This window comes from Methanobrevibacter olleyae (assembly GCF_900114585.1).
Lineage (GTDB): Archaea > Methanobacteriota > Methanobacteria > Methanobacteriales > Methanobacteriaceae > Methanobrevibacter > Methanobrevibacter olleyae.
Map to the genome: position 1 here is coordinate 62,270 of NZ_FOTL01000002.1, position 24,277 is coordinate 86,546.

Annotated in this window: 12 protein-coding genes and 1 tRNA gene; 2 read left to right on the forward strand and 11 right to left on the reverse strand. The window is 29.1% G+C overall.

Annotated elements, in window-relative coordinates; all coding sequences use genetic code 11:
• Positions 1-243 precede the first annotated feature (243 nt).
• The gene (locus tag BM020_RS00930) at positions 244-2,577 is read right to left on the reverse strand and encodes a hypothetical protein (protein WP_067147389.1); all 2,334 of its coding nucleotides are present in this window, start codon (positions 2,575-2,577) and stop codon (positions 244-246) included.
• A gap of 332 nt (positions 2,578-2,909) precedes the next feature.
• On the opposite strand from BM020_RS00930, the gene BM020_RS00935 reads away from it, so the two are divergent.
• Positions 2,910-5,981, forward strand: a complete 3,072-nt coding sequence (locus tag BM020_RS00935) for an Ig-like domain repeat protein (RefSeq protein ID WP_067147391.1) — start codon at positions 2,910-2,912, stop codon at positions 5,979-5,981.
• Positions 5,982-6,500: 519 nt separating this feature from the next.
• Positions 6,501-10,166 carry a hypothetical protein gene (locus tag BM020_RS00940; RefSeq protein ID WP_074797928.1) on the forward strand — a complete coding sequence of 1,222 codons (3,666 nt, stop codon included), beginning with the start codon at positions 6,501-6,503 and terminating at the stop codon, positions 10,164-10,166.
• A gap of 1,271 nt (positions 10,167-11,437) precedes the next feature.
• Here the strand turns inward: BM020_RS00940 and BM020_RS00945 are convergent.
• The 10 genes from BM020_RS00945 to BM020_RS00990 form a co-directional block, all read right to left on the reverse strand.
• Positions 11,438-11,521: transfer RNA gene (locus BM020_RS00945), tRNA-Ser, on the reverse strand.
• Positions 11,522-11,683: 162 nt separating this feature from the next.
• Positions 11,684-11,989 carry a 30S ribosomal protein S10 gene (gene rpsJ, locus BM020_RS00950; RefSeq protein WP_067147396.1) on the reverse strand — a complete coding sequence of 102 codons (306 nt, stop codon included), beginning with the start codon at positions 11,987-11,989 and terminating at the stop codon, positions 11,684-11,686.
• 235 nt (positions 11,990-12,224) lie between these two features.
• Positions 12,225-13,466 carry a translation elongation factor EF-1 subunit alpha gene (tuf, locus tag BM020_RS00955; RefSeq protein WP_067147399.1) on the reverse strand — a complete coding sequence of 414 codons (1,242 nt, stop codon included), beginning with the start codon at positions 13,464-13,466 and terminating at the stop codon, positions 12,225-12,227.
• Positions 13,467-13,914: 448 nt separating this feature from the next.
• Positions 13,915-16,107: an elongation factor EF-2 gene (locus BM020_RS00960; protein ID WP_067147402.1), complete on the reverse strand. Its 2,193-nt coding sequence runs from the start codon at positions 16,105-16,107 to the stop codon at positions 13,915-13,917.
• Positions 16,108-16,472: 365 nt separating this feature from the next.
• Positions 16,473-17,033 carry a 30S ribosomal protein S7 gene (locus tag BM020_RS00965; RefSeq protein WP_067147405.1) on the reverse strand — a complete coding sequence of 187 codons (561 nt, stop codon included), beginning with the start codon at positions 17,031-17,033 and terminating at the stop codon, positions 16,473-16,475.
• A 13-nt stretch (positions 17,034-17,046) separates the two neighbouring features.
• Positions 17,047-17,472, reverse strand: coding sequence for a 30S ribosomal protein S12 (locus BM020_RS00970; RefSeq protein ID WP_067147408.1), 426 nt, complete (start codon positions 17,470-17,472; stop codon positions 17,047-17,049).
• Positions 17,473-18,446: 974 nt separating this feature from the next.
• A complete protein-coding gene (locus tag BM020_RS00975; protein WP_067147411.1) occupies positions 18,447-18,878 on the reverse strand; it encodes a NusA-like transcription termination signal-binding factor in 432 nt (143 codons plus the stop codon).
• Between the two features lie 17 nt (positions 18,879-18,895).
• Positions 18,896-19,183 (reverse strand): 50S ribosomal protein L30e, encoded by a 288-nt coding sequence (locus tag BM020_RS00980; RefSeq protein ID WP_200781234.1) that lies wholly within the window; start codon positions 19,181-19,183, stop codon positions 18,896-18,898.
• Positions 19,184-19,776: 593 nt separating this feature from the next.
• Positions 19,777-21,126, reverse strand: a complete 1,350-nt coding sequence (gene rpoA2, locus BM020_RS00985; protein ID WP_082762237.1) for a DNA-directed RNA polymerase subunit A'' — start codon at positions 21,124-21,126, stop codon at positions 19,777-19,779.
• Between the two features lie 342 nt (positions 21,127-21,468).
• Positions 21,469-24,273: a DNA-directed RNA polymerase subunit A' gene (locus BM020_RS00990; RefSeq protein ID WP_067147417.1), complete on the reverse strand. Its 2,805-nt coding sequence runs from the start codon at positions 24,271-24,273 to the stop codon at positions 21,469-21,471.
• Between the last annotated feature and the right edge of the window lie 4 nt (positions 24,274-24,277).

Genomic DNA, 24,277 nt, shown 5'->3' on the forward strand with positions numbered 1-24,277 from the left:
CAATTCACATGCAATCTAATTAAAAAATATTAATGTGAAACTTTTTTTAACTAATTCTGTACTAAAATGAATAAATTATCCATATATTAATTATAGCTAGGATATTAAGATTATACTCCTCAATGTGACTATTTTTTAAAAAAAAGTTATTTGATTTTATTGATTAACAATGTTTAAATTAAAAAAAAGAAAAAGCATATTTGACTAATTTAAATTAATCAAATATATCAATTATTTTTATTTTTATCCTTCTTCTGTATATTTTTTATAATAACCAATTATTATTAATCCTAAGATTAATAGAATTATAAATATTATTCGATTATCATTACTGTCCTTAATCTTTTTTATTTCTTTTTCGACATAATGCGCTTTTTTATTCACGCCATTTAATCCATTTCCAAGACTAGGGGATGCAGATGCACTTGCTATATTAACACCAGATTCGCCATAAGTGTATTTAGTTGAATTTAAATCGCCACTTCTTGCATTAGATGGTGAAGGATTTAAATTAATACCCCTTATGTCTTGGCTAGTGTTTAATTTATTGCCCTTATCCTTTGAGATAAATGACTTTCCATTAGGATTATTGCCAAGACCATTAGCTGAATTAGAACTACTATCTGATGTAGCAAAACCATTTTGATTATTTCCAAATGCATTAGATGAATTAAAACTGCTATTTGATGTAGCCAAAGCATTTTCATTATTTCCATCATACTTTTTATCTAACCATAATAAATCAACAGTTCTAATATAACTTGAATTTAAATAACCTTTCAACCAATCAGGCAGTTCATCTTCACTCATGAATCTACCTGGGCTAGTTCCATTAGTATTGTTTTGGATGGTATTATTTGTTCCACATCCTCCGATTCTTGCTGCATTATCCCCCCCTAGTCCACTGGTTTCAAGAATATTATAAAGTATTCTTGAATTACTTGTATTTGAGCTTAAACCTTCATTTAAGCTTATAGCTATTGAATTAGGTGTTATGACATGATTATACATAATATCATATTTGTGATTCCCATATGTATTTTGAGAATAGCTAATACCATAAAGGCGTGTACCTTCCTTAAAGCCATCAACATCAGCGACAATAATAGTGTTATTTAATATTCTATCATCTGAGTCTTGGACTTCGATTCCACTAACCAGTGACCAGGAATCAGTTCCTGCCTTTCCAGTAATATTGATGAAATTGCTTATAATGTCAAGTTTTGTAGAACCATAATAGTTTTCTGAATAGATTCCAATATTCGGTCCAAAGCTGAAACTTGTGAGATTGTTATAAGCGACTTTAATGTTATTTGCAGGCCCGGTTACTTGTATAGGGTAGGCAGTACCCATTCTAGTACCACCACCTAAGGTAAAAATTTCAATTGTGTTGTTTACAATTGTAACATCATCCAATCGATAAATATCTAAACCATATAAATAATTAATTTGACCGTATTCTGTATTAAAGTCATTAATTTTTATATCATTATTATCAATAATTGCATTATTACAAGCATATATTAACACAGAAGATAAGGTAGGATATCTTGTATCTGCATATACTCCATGATTAATGGTTGAATAAACTTTATTGTTTGTAAATCTTAAGTTAGTGCATTCGCCAGCAGCAAAGGATGAAACTTTATCCATCCATACGCCACCATAAATACCATAGCTCCAATCTACATCACGTAAAGGCAAGTCAGCATTGATGAGATTATTGTAAACATATGCATCATAACTGTAGGTTAACATTATGGCATAATTGTAACCATCAAAATCATTGTGACCTATGAAGTTTATAGTGTTATTAATTAAGTTTAATCCAATATTATCATTGGAATATATTCCCATTGCATTTACATCTGTTGGGCTTGTATAATTCATGGTTATATTATAAACCGTGATATTGTCCCATCCAATGTATAATCCAGCATTGTGATTGTCTGGAAAACTTTTATCTAAAACAAAATTAAGGTTTGCTAAGATTATTTCAGATGCATTTAAATTAAAGACAGTATTGTAAAATACAGTGTTATCTCCAGTTATTTTAGTATTGTTCTTATCAATTGTCAATACTCCTTTATCCTCGAAGTCACCTTCAAAGAAAAGTATGGAACCACCGTATTCAGTTTTTAAAATACCTTCATCATCAAAATACTTAGTTAAATTCTCTTGGCTTATTATGAAACTTTTATTTATTGAATCATCTGAAGAGTTATTTTCATCCACTTCATATTCCCTATTAGAATCATTTGAATGATTGTTTTCCTCTTCAATTTTTAAATTACTTGAAGGGATGTTAAATTTTTCCTCTTCAATTTTTAAATTACTTGAATGAGTATCTTCATTTAATTCCAAATAAAAATCTTCACTATTTTGAGAATCATGTGCTTTTTCTAAAACATTAGAAGAAGAATAGGAGTTTTGATTTATATTTTCAATACTAATTTCATTAAGCTCATTAGAATCATCATTATCATCTAAATTAATTGCAGATGCAGAAACTAAGTTAATGCTTAATAAAACCATTATAATTATTGAAAATAACAATATAAATCTTTTTATTTTCAAAATTCCACCTTTTAATATTTATTTTATTAAAATACCGCATTTAAAGATTGTAAAGCTTAAGCTCAAATTTTTTTAATAAAATTTTAAAATTTTTATCAATATAAATTTAAAACTTATATAATTTACTTTACTAAATATATTTTTTATATTCATTTATTAAATATATTTTGCTTTTTAATTAAATTAACTTAAATTATTTTTTCTAAAATAAGGATTTAACTTAAAATTTAATAAAATTTTCAATTTAATATTTTCAAATATAAAGGATTATATATTATAAAAAATAAAATATTCAAATAAAATTTATATCTTTTCAAGGATGTTTGAAATTTATGATAAAAAAAGTATTTATTTCAAGTTTAATAATTTTAATCTTATCAATGGGAGTTGTTTCAGCAGAAGATTTAAATTTAAATGATGATTCTGATAATTCACTATCTGAAGATTTAAATGCTAATATGGTATCTCTTGATTATGAAGATACTTCTTTAGATACTAATTTAGCCACTATTGAAAGCTGTAATGAAGATTCAAATGATAAAGCTTCATATACAGACAATCTTAATAATGATTCAGGTTCTGATAGCTTAGAAAATGATAATTTACAATCTAGCGAATCTCCTATTTTAAGGGAAGAGAATGATGAAATAATTGTAAATGATTGGGAGGAATTGCAGCATTACTGTTCATTGGAAGATAAGAATTACACACTAAAATTAAAGGAAAATACAAATTTTTATCCAATGGATCCGGCAAATTCCTCTTATCAGATTCTAATAAAAAACAATGTAACAATCATTGGAAGTGAAGGATCATACATTGGAGATACCTCCCCAGATCCAAGATATATCAATTATGCTCCAATGCTAACTGAAGATGATTCAAAGATAGGGGTTCATTTGGAAAACATTACATTTAAATGGATAGGCACTACCCAAGGAAACCAAGGTGTCTTCTTAACAATGGCTGGAGACACATATAATTCAATTAAAAATTGCCATTTCCATAATATAACCACAACTACAGGGCATTCTGCAATCGTTTATATTAAAAGAGGAGATGCCGCATTAGATAATTGTACATTCATTAACTGTTCTAATTCATTTGGATGTGTAAGCATTTATGACCCTTTAGACGATCCTTATGGTGTTTGTGATAGTGCTCGAATGACCATGGACAATTGTTATTTTGAAGGAAATTATGCCTCTACAGAACCAGGTTGTATAAATAACTGTGGAGTATTAGTTGTGAGAAACACTACATTTTATAATAACTCTGCCTATTGGTGGGCTGGAGCAATTCACACTCACGGTGGTGCAAATACAACCATTTACAATTCAAATTTCACTGATAATCTAGCAGGATGGAATGGTGGAGCATTGTACACATATAGTTGGCTGCAAATCTATAATTCCACTTTCAAAAGCAATAAATGTATAACAAACAATGGTGGTGGAGCTATCGGAGCTTGTTGGTATCTTCATGCTCCATTCATTCATATTGAAGATACAGTTTTTGAAGATAATGAAAATACCTGTTGGGAGATAGGTGGTGAGTCTACCACCGGCACAGGTCGTGGAGGAGCAATATCCATTATGGATCAAGGATTGCTTGAAGTTTTCAATTCAACATTTATAAAAAACAGTGCTTCAATTGGAACTGCAATCTGTGTTATTGAATACGATTATAGTGGTGAACACTTGCCTCTTGAGGTTAGGATTGTTGGAAATAAGTTTATTAACCATACTCGTGTTGGAGATGTATTGGATATTAGAACAAATGAAAACACCACATGCATTATTCAAGATAACTATTACCTAAACAATTCCATTGAATTTTCTAAACTTAATCTGACTTTCTCAGAAATTGGTGGAGTGTATTATTTCAATATAGATGTGAATTTAACCCATCCAAAATCATATGATGCTGATATTTTAGATAAATGCTTATATGACATTTACTTGAATGGAAGCTATTTAAAAACAATAAACGATAGAAACTTTACATTAAGCGACATTGAAAAAACATATGTTTATATTCATCCATCAATAGGAAGCATGAACTCTAATGAAGTATATGCAGTTATTAGAAAGAATTCAACTGTTTCAATCAATGTTTCAGATATTGAATATGGTGAAAATCAAACAATTAGCTTTATTGTTAATCCTAGTGAAGCAAGTGGTAATCTAACAGTTTTAGCTAATAATAAAACTTATAAACTTAATCTCACAAATCCAAATCTGAATTTAGGTATTTTGCCTGCTGGCGAATATAACGTAACTGTTAGTTATAGTGGAGATTTAGATTATTTTCCTTCTACAAATAATGCTTCATTTACAGTTAATAAGAAAGTTTTAGAAGATGATGTAATTGTTAATAGTTCAAATGTCTCTATAAAATTACCTGCTGATGCCAAAGGAAGTTTAACATTGATGATTGATGGTAAATCCATTACAAAAATCTTAGTAAATGGCAGCACCACTATTAAGATAGCTGGCTTAAACCCTGGAACTTATAAGGGAACTGCAACCTACTCAGGTGATGAAAACTATGCTCCAATCAGTAAAAATATCACAATAAGCATAAAAGATTCAGAATATGGTATAACTGTTAATAGTTCAAATGTCTCTATAAAATTACCTGCTGATGCCAAAGGAAGTTTAACATTGATGATTGATGGTAAATCCATTACAAAAATCTTAGTAAATGGCAGCACCACTATTAAGATAGCTGGCTTAAACCCTGGAACTTATAAGGGAACTGCAACCTACTCAGGTGATGAAAACTATGTTCCAATCAGTAAAAATATCACAATAATCATAAAAGGACCTACTCCAGTTAAAGTCGCTACCAAACTAAGTGCTCCTAAAGTAACTGCCACTTACAATGTTGCTAAAAACCTTATTATTACTCTTAAAACTAATGATGGCAAAGCTTTAGCAAACAAGAAGGTAACAGTTAAGCTTGGATCCATTAGCAAAACATTAACAACCAACAGCAAAGGCCAAGTAAGTGTAAATGTTGCTACATTGATTCCTAATACTTATACCAGCATTATTAAATTTGATGGTGATAATGATTATGCCTCTTCTAGTTTAAACTCTAGAGTTGTTTTAACTAAAGCTAAAGTTAAGCTTGCAACTAAAGCTAAAACCTTTAAAGTTAAAGCAAAAACTAAAAAACTAAGAGCAACCTTGAAGGACAATAAAGGTAAAGTGATGAAAAAAACCAAGCTTAGTTTTAAGGTTGGCAAGAAGACTTACATCGCAAAAACCAATAAAAAAGGTGTAGCTACCTTTAAAGTTAAATTAACTAAAAAAGGCAAATACACTGGAACTGTCAAATTTGCAGGAAACAAATACTTCAAAGCATTAAGCAAAAAAGTAAAAATAACCATTAAATAATAAGTGAATAAGATTTTATTTTATTCACTACTATTTTTTTCTTTTTTTATAGTAGTTTACAAAGCTTTTTCTTATACTTTATTTATAAGGATTTGTAAAATTAGTTTCGTAAATGACTATAAAAAAAGTTTTGTTCTTCTTTTTCTTTTTAAAAGCTTTGTTCTTTTTACTCCCTTTAAAATTTTTCTTCTTTTTTATATTTTTAATTTTAGAATCTCTTTTATTACTTTTATTCAAATTATTTTTATTTTATCTAAAACTTATTTGATAAAATTTAAATATATTGATTATCATATTAAAGTATATATTAATTTAATTAAGTTTAAATTGATATTTAGGTAAAAATTTATCTTGAAAATATTAGGGTTGTAAAATTTTATAGGCTTAAATTTATTTTTAATTATTTTATTTATAAATAAATAATAAATTTTTATTTTTAAACCTAAACTTTTAAATTTTTATTTTTAAGCTTAAACTTTTTTACAACCTCAAAATATTGAAAAAACGAAGGTGATTCTTATGAAACCCAATTATTTTATTTTGGTTTTGGTTTTAATATCCATTATCTCTATTGGAGCTGTTAGTGCTGTAGATGATACAGATATTGGAACCAGTGTTTTAGAGACTACTGATGATTTATCTGTAGATGATGTTTCTGCAGATGAAAGTATTGATGAAAGTAGTCCAGTTGAGGAAAATATTGATTTGCCTGCAGATGATGTTTCTGTAGATGATGATTTAAGTGAAAGCAATATAGTTGATGAAAGCGAAGATTTATCTATAGATAGTGTTTCTGTGGATGGTGATTTAGGTGAAAGCAATATAGTTGATGAATTATCTATTAACAAAAACTCTAAACTCCCAGCAACTAATTGGGTAAATCCTAGTAATGTATATACCTTTTTCAATAATGATGGAACATTAAAGTTGACTAGTGATAATAAATATATTTTCACAGGAAACTTTCAAATCGGATCTTATTCATTTTACACATTTATAATAAATAGACCTTCAAATTTAACAATGACTGGAGCTACATTTTTTGGCTTATCCTTTAATTTTACTGCTCCTAATTCAAATTTAACTGGTGGAACATATCTAAATGTTTGGGATATGAGTGTTAATCAAAATGTCATGTCTGTTTCAGCTAATAATGTTTCTATTTCTAATACTAATTTTGATGTTTATCCTACTCATGATAGTGATTATATTGGTATTGATGTTAAAAATGCTAATAATACTGTGATAAAAAATAATATAATAAATTATAATATGTCTGGTTTACTCTATCCAAATTATTATAATTATGTAATTAGATTAGTAAACAGTAATAATGCCACTATTCAGAACAATACTATCAATGCAGTTTTACCATTTAAAAGTGTTAATTATAATGTGACTTTTCCAAATATTGATACTGATTTAGTTGCAGGTATTGGAATACAAAGTTCTCATGGATTTAAACTTTTGAATAATACTATTTCTATCTTTGGAAAAAGTTTTAGTAATTCATATCCAACATTAGATACTATTATCATTGTTCAATCTAATAATGGAATTATTTCTGGCAATGTTATTAATGAAACTGATACTAATAATAATGCTACTGTAAAATATTTATATGGTATTGATCTTTATGAATTATCTAATGTGACTATTTCAAATAATAATATTACTATGTATAGTCCAAGTGGACAAGTTAGTCCTCAAGGTGCAGGTACTGCTTATCCTATTCAAATAACTGGTCCTGTAAGTGATATTTTTATTCATGACAATAATTTAACTACTGAAAATAATGGCCCTAATCTAGGTATTTATTCCCAAAATTATTATGGAACAACTAATATTACAATTTATAATAATTTTATTAATGTAACTGGTAGAGCTTCAGATAAACTTTATGCATTAGTTTCTGGTATAGAACTTCAAGATACATATGCTGAAGTTTATAATAACACTATTTATGTTCAAAATCTTAATAATTATATTAGTAATTATACTATTTTTGGTATAAGTTATAATCAAACTACTCCAGGCAATCATACATTTAATATTCATGACAATACAATTAGAACCAACGGACATTATGCAGTTTATTTAACATCATCAGTTAATAGCACTGTTAATCATAACTTCTTAGAGACTTATGATCTATGTGGTAATAACGCAGTTTATGCTCCAGGAGCTAATATAACAAACAATTATTGTTCTTGTCATAATTATAGCGGTACTCCAACAAATTGCAATTGTAATTCAAATAGGGCGATTTCTAACAACAAAAATAAGAAAAAAGAGAATTTAGCTGGAGTTTATGAGGAAATCTTAACTGACGATCCTCAAACTATTGAATTACATGTTGGCCCAAATACAGAAGATGGAAATGGAACTATAGAAAACCCATATGCAAATTTATTTATAGCATGGGGCGAGAACATAAATAAACTAAACATTACTTCTCCAACAAACATTATTATTAATTTCATGGATGGAACTTATTCATTCACTAGAGAAGATTTTGAAATAATTGAAGAAAGAGGATATGAAGCTTCCGATTGGGGTTTTTTATTAAATAGCAATATGAATATAACACTCCAAGCTGTTAATAACAATTCAGTTAATTTTACATTTGAACATGGAACATGTTTACCTTTAGATTCTTATAACACTGAATGTGGCGGAATCAAATTATCCAGCATTAATATCATTTTAGATGCAGAAAGTATTTCTTTACCTGGAGCTTGGGCATTTAGTGATGGCAAGGTAATTTATGAAAAATGTATCTTCTATGTAAATGCAACATTTATGATTGGGGATCAAACTAATGAAAAGACATTAATCGACTGTATTTTTGATGGTAAAGGTGATGGGATTCTTACTTTTTGGAACGAATACAATTTAGATTTGATATCAATTAATTACGCTACTTTCTATAATTTATCTGGACTTAAATTTGAACATTGGATGGATACCATCACTGGAATGGTTAATGCTAATTATAATTGGTGGGGTTCTAATACTCCAATTTCCGATCCTTATGTAAATGCATCCATTTATGCAATTTATAATACTACTATAAATTATATTGGAAATAACCAATGGGAAGTTATTGGCAAATTAACTTGGAATGACGGAACTGACGAGGGCATTGAAAGATTATATAACATGCCTGTCTCACTAATTTCCTCCACCGGCACATTCAATGAGACCAATCCCATATTAAAAAATGGTATTTTTAAAGTTACTTATACTAGCAATAACCTAACTAATGAAATCAATGCCATTTGCGATAAAGAAAACCAAACATTAAGTTTTCTTAAAAATATCGATCTGGGCCTTAGCGTAAACGATATCATTTACGGCGAATATACTAATGTCACTGTAAATGTTTCCCCACTTATTGATGCAATGCTTAATGTTACCGTAAATGGCCAAATATATTCTATTAAAGCAGACACAACCACAGTTGTTCCCATTACTGAACTCTTAGATATAGGCAATTATACAGTTGATGTTGTTATATTTGATGCAGAAAACATTTATAGCACCAATTCAACAAGCTTTGAGGTAAAACCTGTTCTTACCCCTAGCAATGAAACTAATGACACCCCTGTAACTCCCGCTAAAGTCAATACCCAACTCAATGCCCCTAAAGTAACCGCTACATATAATGTTGCTAAAAAACTTGTCATCACCCTTAAAGATGCAAATGGCAAAGCATTAGCAAACAAGAAGGTAACAGTTAAGCTTGGATCCATTAGCAAAACATTAACAACCAACAGCAAAGGCCAAGTAAGCCTTAACATTGCAAGCCTTCTTCCCAAAACCTACACCGCAACAATTAAATTTGCAGGAGACAACAACTATACTGCTTCTAGTATAAAATCTAAAGTCATCGTCAAAAAAGCCAATATAAAACTTTCAACTAAAGCTAAAACCTTTAAAGTTAAAGCAAAAACTAAAAAGGTAAGAGCAACCTTGAAGGACAATAAAGGTAAAGTGATGAAAAAAACCAAGCTTAGTTTTAAGGTTGGCAAGAAGACTTACATCGCAAAAACCAATAAAAAAGGTGTAGCTACCTTTAAAGTTAAATTAACTAAAAAAGGCAAATACACTGGAACTGTCAAATTTGCAGGAAACAAATACTTCAAAGCATTAAGCAAAAAAGTAAAAATAACCATTAAATAGGGAAAATTAATTTTTTCTCTATTTACTTTTTTTTATTTTATTCTCTTTATTCCATCTACTCTTTTTAAATATTATTTTATTTTTAATCAATTATTTTTATTTAAAAAAAGTTTTTATTTAATTTTATTGATTAATGTATATAATTTACAGTTATATAGAAAGTTATATATTATTTTCCACTTTTTGATAATAAGCCTTAAAAACCATAAAAATAAGAAATTTTTTAAAAAATTTTTAAAAAAACATTAAAACTAAATCGCTTAAAAATATGTTTTTACTATTTTATATAATATTTAAAATTTAGATTAGTTTAATCAAGATTCCATTTGGAGCCCATACTCTAAAAAAAATTATTTCACTTAGAAAAGACAGTGCAAATTTTATATATCTTAAAGATTTTCATAATGCAAATTGTGCAAAAACATAATAGTGATTTATAAAAGAACTTAGTATAAACTCTAAAAACTGATTTAAAGACTAATTTAAAAAATTCTAAAAAAGAGGCAACTTAGCAAAAATTAAGGAATCACCAAAATAAACATATAGGAATCACTAAAATAAAAATATAGTTATATAAAAAATTAAGAAATAAATAAAAAAGATTGATATAAAAATTATATTGGAAAAGAGATAAAAATGATTGAAAAATTATTATAGCTAATTTTCAATCATTATCAGCTTTCCTGCTTTATGGTCTTTATAAACTTTAATCAAATCACTGTATCCCTCACTAGAAGATGAACTGACATCAGGTCTTTCATTCAACTGCTGAGCTTGATCTATCTCGTCATGGAATCTCCTTCATCACCTTAATCAAAAACCTTTTGCAATTAAACTTTACCATAAAATAATTACCCTCCTAAAACTACATAACAATATAGGATTTTTAGGAATAAAAAATTATATTAATTAAATTAAATAAGCTTACAATTAAATGATACTACAATTATTAAAACTATTGTTTAATTAATTAAATAATTAAAATAATAGAACTATAATATAAATCTAAATTTTATAAATTACTTATCCTAGATAAATTATCCATAATCAATCAATTAGTTTGAAAATAATCTATTAATTTTAAAATTAAGAAAATACTCGAACTATCTTTTAAAAAAAAAGCGGTTTAAAAATTAAAAAATAATCTAAAAAAATAGAAACTAAATTAACAAAACAATAAAAAAAAATTAAAAAATAGAAACTAAGTTAACAAAAACAATGAAAATTTAAAAAACAATCAAACTTTTATCATAAAAAGTTTGATAGATAAACGCCGAGACTGGGATTTGAACCCAGGCGGAGATTACCCCACGGGATTTCAAGTCCCGCGCCTTACCAGGCTAGACTATCTCGGCATATAAAATGAATGATTAAATTTGAAAATAAATCCATTAATTAATTAATAAAAATAATTAAAAAGGGTAATCTAATTTAGTGAAATATTTATAAAAATATAAAATAAAAAGTATGAAAATGTTTAATGAATAAAATAGCTTTCAATTCATAATATAACTTAATTATTTAAGTTCAATTTCAATACTTACATTATCTGGAACACTTACTTTCATAATTTGTCTCATAGCTCGCTCATCAGCACCAATTCCAATTAAGCGTTTGTGAATACGAAGTTCCCATTTTTCCCAAGAAGCTTTTCCTTCTCCATCTGGAGATTTTCTAGTTGGTACAACTAATTTCTTTGTAGGTAATGGAATAGGTCCAGAAATATCTACACCAGTTCTTTCAGAAATTTTCTTTAACTGGTCACAGACATAGTTAATTTTTTCAGGATCAGTACCTGTAAGTTTAATTCTAGCTTGATTCATATTTTAATCCTCCCAAAAATGGCATAATAACCTAGTTTAAATCCAAATATGATTAAACTAGATTATAATCTAGATTAAAACATACTATAGATTTAAAATAATAATTATTTAAAACCTAAAAATAAAGATTTAAATTTATTAGAAAAAGTTCTAAAAACATTGAACTAATAAATTTTTACAATAAAAAACTAAAAAAAATAAAATGAATAATTTATTTAAAAATTAAACATCATAATTATTTTTTATCAGTTACTTTAAGACATAAACCAGCTGCTACAGTTTGACCCATATCTCTGATAGCGAATCTTCCCATTGGAGGAATGTTTGCAGCTTCTTCCATAACCATAGGTTTGGTTGGTTTAACTTGTACAATAGCTGCATCACCAGTTTTAATGAAGTCTGGTTTGTTTGGTTCAGGTTGACCAGTAGCAGGGTCAAGTTTGGAAGTTAAGTCTAAGAAAGTACATGCAGTTTGTGAGGTGTGACAGTGGAATACAGGGGTGTATCCAACAGTGATTACACCAGGGTGTTGTAATACAACAACTTGTGCAGTAAATTCTTTAGCTACAGTAGGAGCATCTGAAGTGTGTCCAGCTACATCTCCTCTTCTGATATCGTTTTTACCTACACCTCTTACATTGAATCCGATATTATCACCAGGTTCAGCTTCAGGGAAAATTTCGTGGTGCATTTCGATAGATTTTACTTCACCGGATGCTCCAGCAGGTTCAAAGATAACATTGTCTCCTTGTTTCATTACACCAGTTTCTACTCTTCCTACAGGTACAGTACCTACACCAGTAATGGAGTATACATCTTGAATAGGAACTCTTAATGGTAAGTCTACAGGTTTTTCAGGAGGTACTAATTTGTCTAATGCAGTCATAAGTGCATCTCCTTTGTACCAGGACATGTTACCACTGACTTCTTTAATGTTGTCCCCTTCAAATGCAGATATAGGGATGAAAGTAGTAGTTGCAGGGTCTTTACCAATAGATTTGAGTAATTCAGATACTTGGTCTTTTACTTCGTTGAATTTTTCTTCACTGTAATTTACCATATCCATTTTGTTGATTGCAATGATTAATTGTTTAATACCTAAAGTCATGGATAAGAACATGTGTTCTTTGGTTTGTGGCATTACACCATCGTTAGCAGCTACTACTAATACAGCTGCATCAGCTTGGGATGCACCAGTAATCATATTTTTAACAAAGTCTCTGTGACCAGGACAGTCTACTACGGTGTAGTCGTATTTATTAGTGGAGAATTTTTGGTGAGCTAAGTCAATAGTTACTCCTCTTTCTCTTTCTTCTCCTAATTTATCCATAACAAATCTAAATTTGTCTTCACCTTCATCTAATTGTTGTTCAGCAATAGCACCTGCTTTTAACAACAAGTGTCCTACAAGGGTAGATTTACCATGATCTACGTGTCCAATAAATGCTAAATTTAAATGTTCTTTTGCTTTTGCCATTATAAAACCTCATTTTATAAATTGTATATTAGTTAAGTATATAATTAAGTAATATTATTTGTTAAGTTAATTTAATATTGTTGAATCTTGTTGAATAATATTTTATGAATCAATATCTTTATATCAACGATATATCAACGGATTTATTTTATAGCTACATCTAAAAATTAGATAGTAAAATTATCTAATATAAAATAAATCATATGTAATATATGAATACTCAACTATATGTATGTTATTATATTTCTTATAATATATAAACTATATGATTATAAGATATTATTTTTTTTATGAAATGAAATAACTAAAAAAATAATAAAAAAGTTATGAATAAAATTTAATTAATAATCCAATTAAAATTTTTATAAAGTTTTTAAATAAAAAAATTAAAAGTTAGGAAATGGAATTCCTAAAATTTAAAATAAAAAATCAAATGCAAGTAATCAGACTATCCTAAATAGTGATCAGGACCATAAGGTTCTGGAGACAATCCTTTTCTTTGTCTAATTTCTTTTACAATTTGACCTTGTAATTCCCTTGGTAATCTTTCGAAACCAACCATTTCAGTAGACCATAAACATCTACCTGCTGCTGCAGATCTGATATCACCAGCAAATCCGAACATTTCTGCTACAGGAACTTTGGATTCGATATCAACCATGTCACCATCTTGTTCCATATTTACAATTTGACCTCTTCTGTTTTGAATCTCACGGGTACACGCACCCATATAATCAGAAGGAGTGTTAATAAATACTTTTTGTATAGGTTCAAGTAATGCAGGTTGAGCCATCATCATACCACCATAAATAGCTTTTCTGATAGCAGGCAATACTTGTGCAGGTCCTCTGTGAACTGCATCTTCGTGAAGTTTTGCATCTACAAGTTTAAATTTCATACCCATAGCGATTTCGTTTGCAATAGGACCATCCTGTAATGCAGATTCAAAACCTTCAATTAAAAGTTCTTTTACTTCATCTAAGTATTGGATACCACGAGTTGCATTGATGAATAATGATCTGTTGTTTACATCCCATACTCTTCTTGCTTCTTCTTTATCTAAACCGTATTCCATGAAAGTAGCAGCTTCCTCTTTACCTTTGACTTTTCCTTCTTTAATGTCACCATTTTGAAGAGCTTTAAACATTTCATCAGATAAAGGTTCAATTTCAAGATAGAATCTGTTGTGTTTGTTTGGAGATTTACCCTCTACCGGCCCAGCAGTTCCAGCAACGGTTTCTCTGTATACAACAATAGGTTCAGAAGTTTGGATATCCACACCTTTATTATTAATTCTTACACCGATAACTTCTAAGTGAAGTTCTCCCATACCAGAAACTAAGTGTTCACCAGTTTCTTCGTTAATTTCAACATGGATGGTTGGGTCCTCTTTAGCAGTTTGTCTTAACACTTCAATAAGTTTTGGTAAGTCTTTAGTGTTTTTAGCCTCTACAGCTACAGTAACTACCGGTTCAGAGATGTGTTCTAATCCTTCAAACTCTACAATTTTATTTTCAGGAGAACAGATAGTTTCCCCAGCAGTAGCTCCCTTTGCACCGGTAATATATACAATGTTACCTGCAGGAACTTTTTCAGTAGCTACTCTTTCAGGACCGAAGTAAACACCTACCTGCTGCACTCTAGATTTAGCACGGCTACCTACCAAGTATACTTCAGTACCTTGTTCTACAGTACCACCATATACTCTACCAGTAGCTACTTCACCAGCATGCTTATCTACAGATACATTAGTAACCATTACAGCTAAAGGTCCATCAGGACTAGTGTGAATCATAGCTTGACCAGCTTCACTTTCTAAGTCTCCATCCCAAATGTTAGGGCATCTATATTGTTGGGAAACTTCAGGAGATGGTAAGTGTTCTACTACCATACCTAATAATACTTCAGCTAAAGGTACTTTTTGAGCTAATTCTTTTTGATTATCATTATTACAGTAATCAATAATATCTTTAAAGTTAATTCCAGTCTCTTGCATCATAGGAACGTTAATAGCCCAATTATGGTATGCAGAACCAAATGCTACACTACCATCACTTACATCTACATTCCATTCATCTTTTTTATCTTCAGGAACCATAGATCTAACTAATTTATTAGCTTCAAGAATAATATCCATAAATTTTCTGGATAATTCCTCTGGCCCTAATTTTACTTCGTTGATTAATCTGTCAACTTTGTTGATGAATAATACAGGTTTAACTTTTTCTTTTAAAGCCTGTCTAAGTACAGTTTCAGTTTGAGGCATGATACCTTCTACTGCACATACAACAACTACTGCACCATCTACAGCTCTCATTGCACGAGTTACGTCTCCACCAAAGTCAACGTGACCTGGAGTATCAATTAAGTTAATAAGATATTCTTCATCATGGTAATTGTGTACCATAGATACATTTGCTGCATCAATGGTAATACCACGAGCTTGTTCTTGTTCGTCGAAATCTAAGAATCTTTGATCTCCAGCAAGTTCTTCAGAAATCATCCCTGCACCTGCTAAGAGGTTATCGGATAAAGTAGTTTTACCGTGATCAATATGTGCACAAATACCTATGTTTCTAATAGAGCTAGGTTGGTACATCAATTCTTTGATTTTTGCAATCATTTTGTCTCGTCTACTCAAAATCATCACCTATAACATATGTTTTGTAATTTAAGTCAATATATCTAAGTTATAACACTAATAACATAATTTAAGATTAAGTTATAACACTAATGAAATCTAAATTTAAAATTAAGTTATAACAATTTACTAACATCTAAATTTAAGATTAAGTTATAACAATTTAATAAGATCTAAATTTAAAATTAAAAAATAAAAATATTTAAAAATTTTAAAAATAAGAAAGAATGAATTTTTAAAAATTTAAATAAAAATAAAAATTAAACAGAAAAATCATGAAAAATCCTAATGAATATATAAAAAATATCCAATGGAACCTAATAAACTATTCTGATTAATTCTATAATGATTAAAAAGATTAAAAATTAGTGTGCTGCTTTTGCAACTCTTTCTTTTTCTTCTTTTTTCTGCAATGCAAAACTTCTTGTATCCTCTTCAGAAGCAAAGATTAACTCATTTGCTAAACATTCAGCAACAGATTTCCTGTTTTTGAATGCAGATTGTAAAGTTCCTCTAGTTAAGAATCCTAAAGAAAGGTCCACTCTTCTCTGTGGAGAGATATCTACTGCAACCTGATATCCAATACCACCATATTTAATACGGGTAGTCTCTTCACGAGGAGAAGTTTTTTCTACAGCATCAACTAAAACTTGAACAGGGTTCTTTTTAGTTCTTTTGTGAATAATTTCTAAAGCTTCTTTTACAATATTGTAAGCCTTGTTCTTTTTACCAGAGTTTCTTTCAGTTCTCATAATTTTGTTCATTAATCTTTCTACAATAGAAACTTTGGATTTTGCAAATTGTCTTTTTACATGTCTACCTAAAGTATGAGGAACTATAGTTTCATCTAAGCATATGTATCTTTTTAAACCTAAGTCTTCTACTTCTACTTCATCAAGGTCCCATTTATCAAATAATTTAGCCATAAAATTACCTCAATTATCTTACTGGTTTATCAATTTTTCCACTTACCATTTCAGATAAAGCAACATTATTAACTTTACTTACTTTCCAACGAACTCCAGGAATATCTCCCATAGATCTTCCAGATGGTCCACCGATACCTTCAATCATAACTTCATCGTGCTCATCGATAAAACCTATTGCTCCATCACCTGGTGCAAATGCAGTTAATTGTTTACCATTTTTAATTAATTGAACACGAACACATTTACGAATAGCAGAGTTAGGTTGTTTTGCTTCAATTCCAACTTTTTCAATAACAATTCCTCTAGCTTGAGGTGCCCCTTCAAGAGGGTCTGCTTTTACATCTAAACGTAGTGCTCTTCTTTTGTAATCTACGTCTTTCCATTTAAAATTTTGTCTATTCTTTTTAAGCTTTTTAGCAGCAAAAAGTCCTGGCATATTTATTCTTCCTCTCAATTTATAAGACAAATGTCTTTTTGAATAAATTATAAGATTAAAATAATCAATTCCATATTAAATAAAAGTCCACCGCTGCGATTTACTATTATACCTACTTCACCATCATCTTTAAACTACTTTTAACTATTCAAATTTACTGATTAAGCTGATTAAACTTATTTATTTAAATATTAAATTTAAATATTCTAATTTGAATACAAAGATAGAATAATCTATAATAGCAATCCAAACTTCTATAATAAAATAGAATAAAGTTATAGAATCTAATTAAATACAATAATTAATTTAAAAAATTGATAATTAATTAATGTTAAAGTCATTGAAAATCAATATAAGGAAATATTCCATATTGAAACTGATCAATGAATATTTATATAAAATAATATAGGTTAAACTATAAACAAAAAAAACTATAGCGAAAATGCACACGATAGCTATTAGTTCTAAAGAAATAAAAATATTATAGCAAAAATATTATAAAAATTAACATTGAATTAATTGAAAAAATGCTAATAAAATATAATATAACCTATTATAATAATATATTATATTAACTTTATTAATAAATGTTTGGTTTTTGAATAAAATTATAATAAGTTAAAATAAAAAAAATAAAAAAAGATTTAACATAATCTAAAATTATTATAATTTAGATTATGTAAAATTAATCATAAAGAGTAATGCAAAACAAAACTATTAGAAAATAGCTTATTTTAAAATAATAGTCTTGTAGAAACCCTCTTTTAAAATATTTGAATTAATACTAAAAATAAAAATAAAGAGTCTAAAATGATTGTTTAAATAAAACAAGTGAAAAAATTCTATATTAATCTAAATTTTACATGGTTTCTACAAGGTTAAAATAATATTATACTAGAAAAATAACCTATTTTAAAATAATATTATACTAGAGAACAACCTATTTTAAAATAATACTATACTAGAAAAATAACCTATTTTAAAATAATGTTATTTATTTCATGTTGTCTTTTTGCTAATAATTTTGCTCTTTCAATGTTAATACCATTTTTACCAATAGCTATTCTTTTATTAGAAGAATCTGTATTAACAAGAGCTATTTTTTCATTGTTGTTTTTCTCAACAATCTTAATGGATTTTAACTCTGCAGGAGATAAAATATTTTTAATAAATTGAGCTGAATCTTCATTATACTCAATGATTTCTACTTCTCTACCTACTGCTTTTTTAACTTTGGTTACGGTGCTTCCACCTTTACCGATAGCTAAACCCATATCACCATTCTTAACGACAAAAGTTACTTTGGTATTTTCATCATCAAGGATACAATCTTTAACCATTGCACCAGTCATACTCTCAAAGAGAGCTATGAAACGGATTTCATTTGCATTAAATTTAATAGACACAAAATCTACCCCATTGCTTATAAGATAGTAGAATCTCCTGGATCGTTTATGATTAAAGTAGCAACAGTAAATGGTTTACCACAAACAGAACCTAAGTCTACACTTGTACCTTCATATACAATGTAAGGAATTTCAGAGAGATTTGCATAATATTCTACATCTTCTAAAATTTCTTTAGGACTGTTAGATGCAACAACTGCAAGTCTACCTTTACCTAATTTTAAAGATTGAATAGATTTTTCTGAGCCGAGAGTGACATCACCTGTGTCTACTGCAACTCTTATTCCTCTTTCTATATCCATCATCTGCCTCCTAAATTTTAATTTAAAAAATCATCTTTCTCAAGATAAGAAAATTCTATCAAAGGATAATAAATAATATCATCTTAAGATAAACCATATCTTACTCAAGATAAATTTATTTCATAGAGTAATAAAATATGTGCTATTAAATAAAATAAAATTAAATAACAAATATCAAAATTAAACTATTACATTTTAATTATAATAATATCTATTATTTATAATTTATTAATTTTTTTAATAATATTTATTATTTATAATTTATTGATTTTTCTAATAATATCTATTATTATTTTATAATTTATTGATTTTTTAATAGAATATTCTAAATAAAATTATTCTTAAATTATTAGTTCATTAAATAAGAATAACTATGAATATGAAAATATTACTCAAAATTATAGAAATATAAAAAATTTAAATTAAGTAATTTAAATTATAAAAAATTTAAGTTATAAAAAATTAAATTAAGTAATTTAAATTATAAAAAAATTAGATTAAGTAATTTAAATTATAAAAAAATTAAATTAAGTAATTTAACAAATCAAAGACTTATCAAATTAAATAATTCAATTAAAAAATTTAAATTTTTAATTTTAATATACATCTGGTTTCATTGTTACACTTACTGATCCAGTACCTAATGGTATTGGTTGACCAATGATAATGTTTTCAATAATACCAGTTAAATCATCCATTTCTCCTCTAATACTTGCATGAAGTAAATGTTTACCAGTTTCTTCAAATGCTGCACGAGCAAGAACACTTGATTTTTCACCACTAATACCATGTCTTCCAATAGATTTTACTACACCTTCAGAAGTCATCATATCAGCAACTAACATGATATGTCTAATATCAACAGTTAAACCTTGGTCTGATAAGGTACGGTTAAGCTCATGAACAATTGCATTACGAGCAGCTTCAATACCTAAGACAGTTTCAATTTCATGAATATCATTGGTGCTTGACCTTGCTTTATCAATACCTTCTTCATTAAATATTGCTTTAAGATTAGAACCTTCGGTATGAATAATCCATTCATCATCACCTTTACGGATAATAACTTTACCAATACCTTTAGTTCCACTAATCTGCAAATCACGAACTTTATCTGCAAGAAGCCTAATTTCCCTGATAGTAGCATTTTTAGGTTTAAAGGTTAATTTATAATCATCTTCAATTTCAACTTTCTTAAATATTTTTTCAACATGCGCAATGATATTATCATAGTCTAATCTTCTAGATTGAATTTTATTTGGATCAAGGGTAGCAACAACTTGCATACTACCATAATCTAAGTTGAAATCTAATAATATATCATTTATAGTACTTTTACCAATTTTATTTGCTAATTTTCTAACAAATTCTTCATCATTTTTGTATTCATCTTCAAAGAAAATATCCATAGTAGGTGTTGAAATCTTTTTCCTAGCATCTACAATTTCAATTAACCTTGGAAGCCCAAGAGTTACGTTTAACTCAGCTACCCCTGCATAGTGAAAAGTACGCATGGTCATTTGAGTACCAGGTTCACCTACAGATTGAGCTGCAACTGTACCTACTGCTTCTCCTGCCTCAATATAAGCCCTTCCATAAGCTTCATTAACTTTAAGTACTAATTCATTTAACTCATCATAACTTAAGTCCCTTTTTATATAAACTCTTACTAAATCCTTAATATAACTTGGAGGAAAATTGATTTGATTTTTCTCAATTACATCTAGAACTTTAGAAATAGTTTCAGGTAGAAGATTATATTGTTCAACACTAAGCTCTTCTTCAAGAGCTTTAATTAAATAAATATTATTATCTTTAGAATATTCAATATCATTAATTGCAAGCTCTTTTTCAAGAAGAACCAATGTATTTAACTCATTGTATAGTAATTTTTCTTTAGTGAAAGTAATTGCAGATTCAATAATATCAGTCTTTGAAATATCCATTCCATTATTTTCAAATATTTCCTCTACAAGAAGAATTCTAGAAATCAAAGAATTTAACTCATCATCATCTAATTCCCCATCACTGTAAAGTTGTGATAAGCGGATTAGATAAATTTCAGATGACTTGACTTTATTCTTTTTAAATGCCTTTTCAACAGTTTTAATTGAATCAATTAAATCATCTAATTCCTCATAGCTTAATTCATTATTATCATAATCCTGTTGGAAATTCTTAACATAACTATCAGAAAAATCAATTTTATTCTTTTTAAACAATTCTTCAACATTGACAATTGCTTGAGATGTTTCATTTTTATCAGCCATAAAATTGCCTCCTAACCATTAAGCTTTCTCCATGCCCTTTTCAGCATTTTTACCTGCTTTAGACATATCATTTTTAATACGCATCTCATCAATAAGTTTATCTAAGTTCGCTACATGACCAAAGTCACTTTTAGCAGGGTCAATACCTTCTTCACCAAATACACTTTGAATAACTTGACCTTTATTATCAGTAACTAATCCATCAGATCTTACATTTAAATCTTCAAGTGCATTTACAAGTCTTCTTTGCATGTAACCAGATTGTGCTGTACGAATAGCAGTATCTACAAGACCTTCTCTTCCACCCATAGCATGGAAGAAAAATTCAACAGGGTCCAACCCTTCTTTATAACTGGAATGTACAAATCCTTTAGCTTTTGCTCCTAACTCATGTTTTCTAAAGTGAGGTAAAGGTCTAGCTAAGTATCCTCTTGTAATACGTCCACCACGAACAGATTGTTGCCCTACACAAGCAGTAATCTGAGCAAGGTTTAACATAGATGCCCTTGCACCAGTACGAGCCATTACAACAGAGTGGTTTTCAACAGCCATTCCATAATCATATGAGTCATCTGGAGATTGCTTACCCATAGTAAGGTAACCTTCAGCAATTTCACCAGCAGTGTCCCTTGCTTCCCCAAGAACTTGAACAATACGCATTTCTAAAGTTTCTTCTGCACTTCTACCTGGTAAAGGTTGAAGCAAACCTTCTTCATATGTTGAAATTAATTTATCTACCTCTTGTTCAGCTTTATCTAAGTGGGCATTGATAACCTCAATAGCCTCTTCAGGAATTTCTTCATCATTGGTACCGGTAGTAATACCAGTTTTCATAATTCCACAGATAGCTAAGTCAGTAGCGCGGTCTAAGAACTCTTTTGCACGAGAAGGACCATATTCTTTAACGATTGTATCTAAGATTTTACCTGAGAAAGAACCATATGCTGCTTCATCGATAACCCCATGAGTTAATTGACCGTCTTTAATTACTACAAATGCATCATATTGACAATTTTCTTTTTGACACTCTTCACATTTTCTACAAATCTCAGCCTTATAATTCATGTTAAGATTATCTGGAAGTAATAAACTAAATAATTCCTTACCTGTCCAGTTACGGTTTTTACGTTTTAAATGCTTTTTATCAACATGAGGATTGTTTAAAAGATGTGATTTACGAATAGCTTGGAATGCTTGCTCTTCACTGAATTCAGAACCATCACGAGTTAAAAGGTAAGCTCCACTAATGTGGTCGTGAATCGCACCAATAATCGGTCCACCAAACCTTGGAGATAAAATATGCTCCTGTACCCTCATTAAAGATTTTGCTTCTGCACGAGACTCATCAGTTTGGAAAACGTGCATATTCATTTCGTCTCCATCAAAGTCCGCATTGTATGGAGGGCATACACAAAGATTTAATCTGAAAGTCTTATATGGAAGTACCCTTACTTCATGAGCCATCATACTCATTCTGTGAAGAGATGGTTGACGGTTAAACAAAACAATATCCCCATCCTTTAGATGTCTCATTACAACATCCCCCAATTCAAGGTTCTCAACAACTACCTCCTTATTAGCATCTAAAACTCTAACTTTCATCTCTTTATCATTAATGTTCTTTTTAACATAGTTAGCACCAGGATGAACATTAGGACCATTTAAAATAGCTTCTCTTAACTCATCAATATTCCATTCATTTACATAAGTAGGTACAGTTACCTCTTTTGCAATCATTTCAGGAACACCAACTTCATTGATACTAATATTTGGGTCAGGTGAAATTACAGTACGTGCTGAGAAGTTTACACGTTTACCAGATAAATTACTTCTGAATCTTCCTTCTTTCCCTTTTAATCTTTGAGCTAAGGTTTTAAGTGGCCTGCCACTTCTATGCCTTGCAGGAGGAACACCAGATGCTTCATTATCAAAGTAAGTTGTAACATGGTATTGGAGTAATTTCCAAAGGTCCTCTACAATAAGTTGTGGAGCACCAGCATCCATATTTTCAATTAACCTTTGGTTGATTCTTAAAATATCAACTAATTTATGGGTTAAGTCATCTTCAGACCTTTCACCAGTATCAAGAGTAATTGAAGGTCTTACGGTTACAGGGGGAACCGGTAAAACTGTAAGTACCATCCATTCAGGACGTGCAACTTCAGGATTAACACCTAAAACATAAGCATCACCATCAGGAATACGTTGAAGTTTTTCACGTACTTCAGATGCAGTTAGATCATAATCCTCTGTTTGATAAGAACCGTCATCATTAGTTAAAGGATTTCTATCCTCATCATATTGTCTTCTAACTTCAATAATATCGATAGGTTTTACAAGTTTAATATCCTCTTGTTCTGAACCGCAATGTGGGCAAATTTCTTTAGTTTTTTTGTCTTTGCAGATTTTATAAACTTCTTTTACAAGCTCTTCTACACTTTCACCAGCTTCATTGAGTTCTTGCATTTTTTCACTGAACTCTTCAATTTCATCTTCTTCTAAAAGAACACGTCCACATTCTGAGCATGTAGAACGTAAGATTTTATGAATATCATCACCAAAACCAACGTGAATAACTGGTCTTGCAAGCTCAATCATACCAAAGTGACCTTGGCATTCTCCACCCTTTTCACCGCAAGTTCTACATTTTAAACTAGGGTCAATAACACCTAAACGAGAATCCATAAGACCAGATTCAATTGGATAACCATCCTCATCATAAGTATCAGGCCTTTCTATTTTTACAACAGACATTTCCCTAATCTGTTCCGGTGACATCAATCCAAAATTAATTTGGTCAATTTTTTTAATAATTCCTTTCAAAATA

Coding starts and splice junctions, on each gene's coding strand:
- tuf (WP_067147399.1), bottom strand. CDS start 13,466: ATGGCAAAAGCAAAAGAACATTTAAATTTAGCATTTATTGGACACGTA.
- rpoA2 (WP_082762237.1), bottom strand. CDS start 21,126: ATGGATATTTCAAAGACTGATATTATTGAATCTGCAATTACTTTCACT.
- BM020_RS00970 (WP_067147408.1), bottom strand. CDS start 17,472: ATGCCAGGACTTTTTGCTGCTAAAAAGCTTAAAAAGAATAGACAAAAT.
- BM020_RS00980 (WP_200781234.1), bottom strand. CDS start 19,183: ATGATGGATATAGAAAGAGGAATAAGAGTTGCAGTAGACACAGGTGAT.
- BM020_RS00965 (WP_067147405.1), bottom strand. CDS start 17,033: ATGGCTAAATTATTTGATAAATGGGACCTTGATGAAGTAGAAGTAGAA.
- rpsJ (WP_067147396.1), bottom strand. CDS start 11,989: ATGAATCAAGCTAGAATTAAACTTACAGGTACTGATCCTGAAAAAATT.
- BM020_RS00940 (WP_074797928.1), top strand. CDS start 6,501: ATGAAACCCAATTATTTTATTTTGGTTTTGGTTTTAATATCCATTATC.
- BM020_RS00935 (WP_067147391.1), top strand. CDS start 2,910: ATGATAAAAAAAGTATTTATTTCAAGTTTAATAATTTTAATCTTATCA.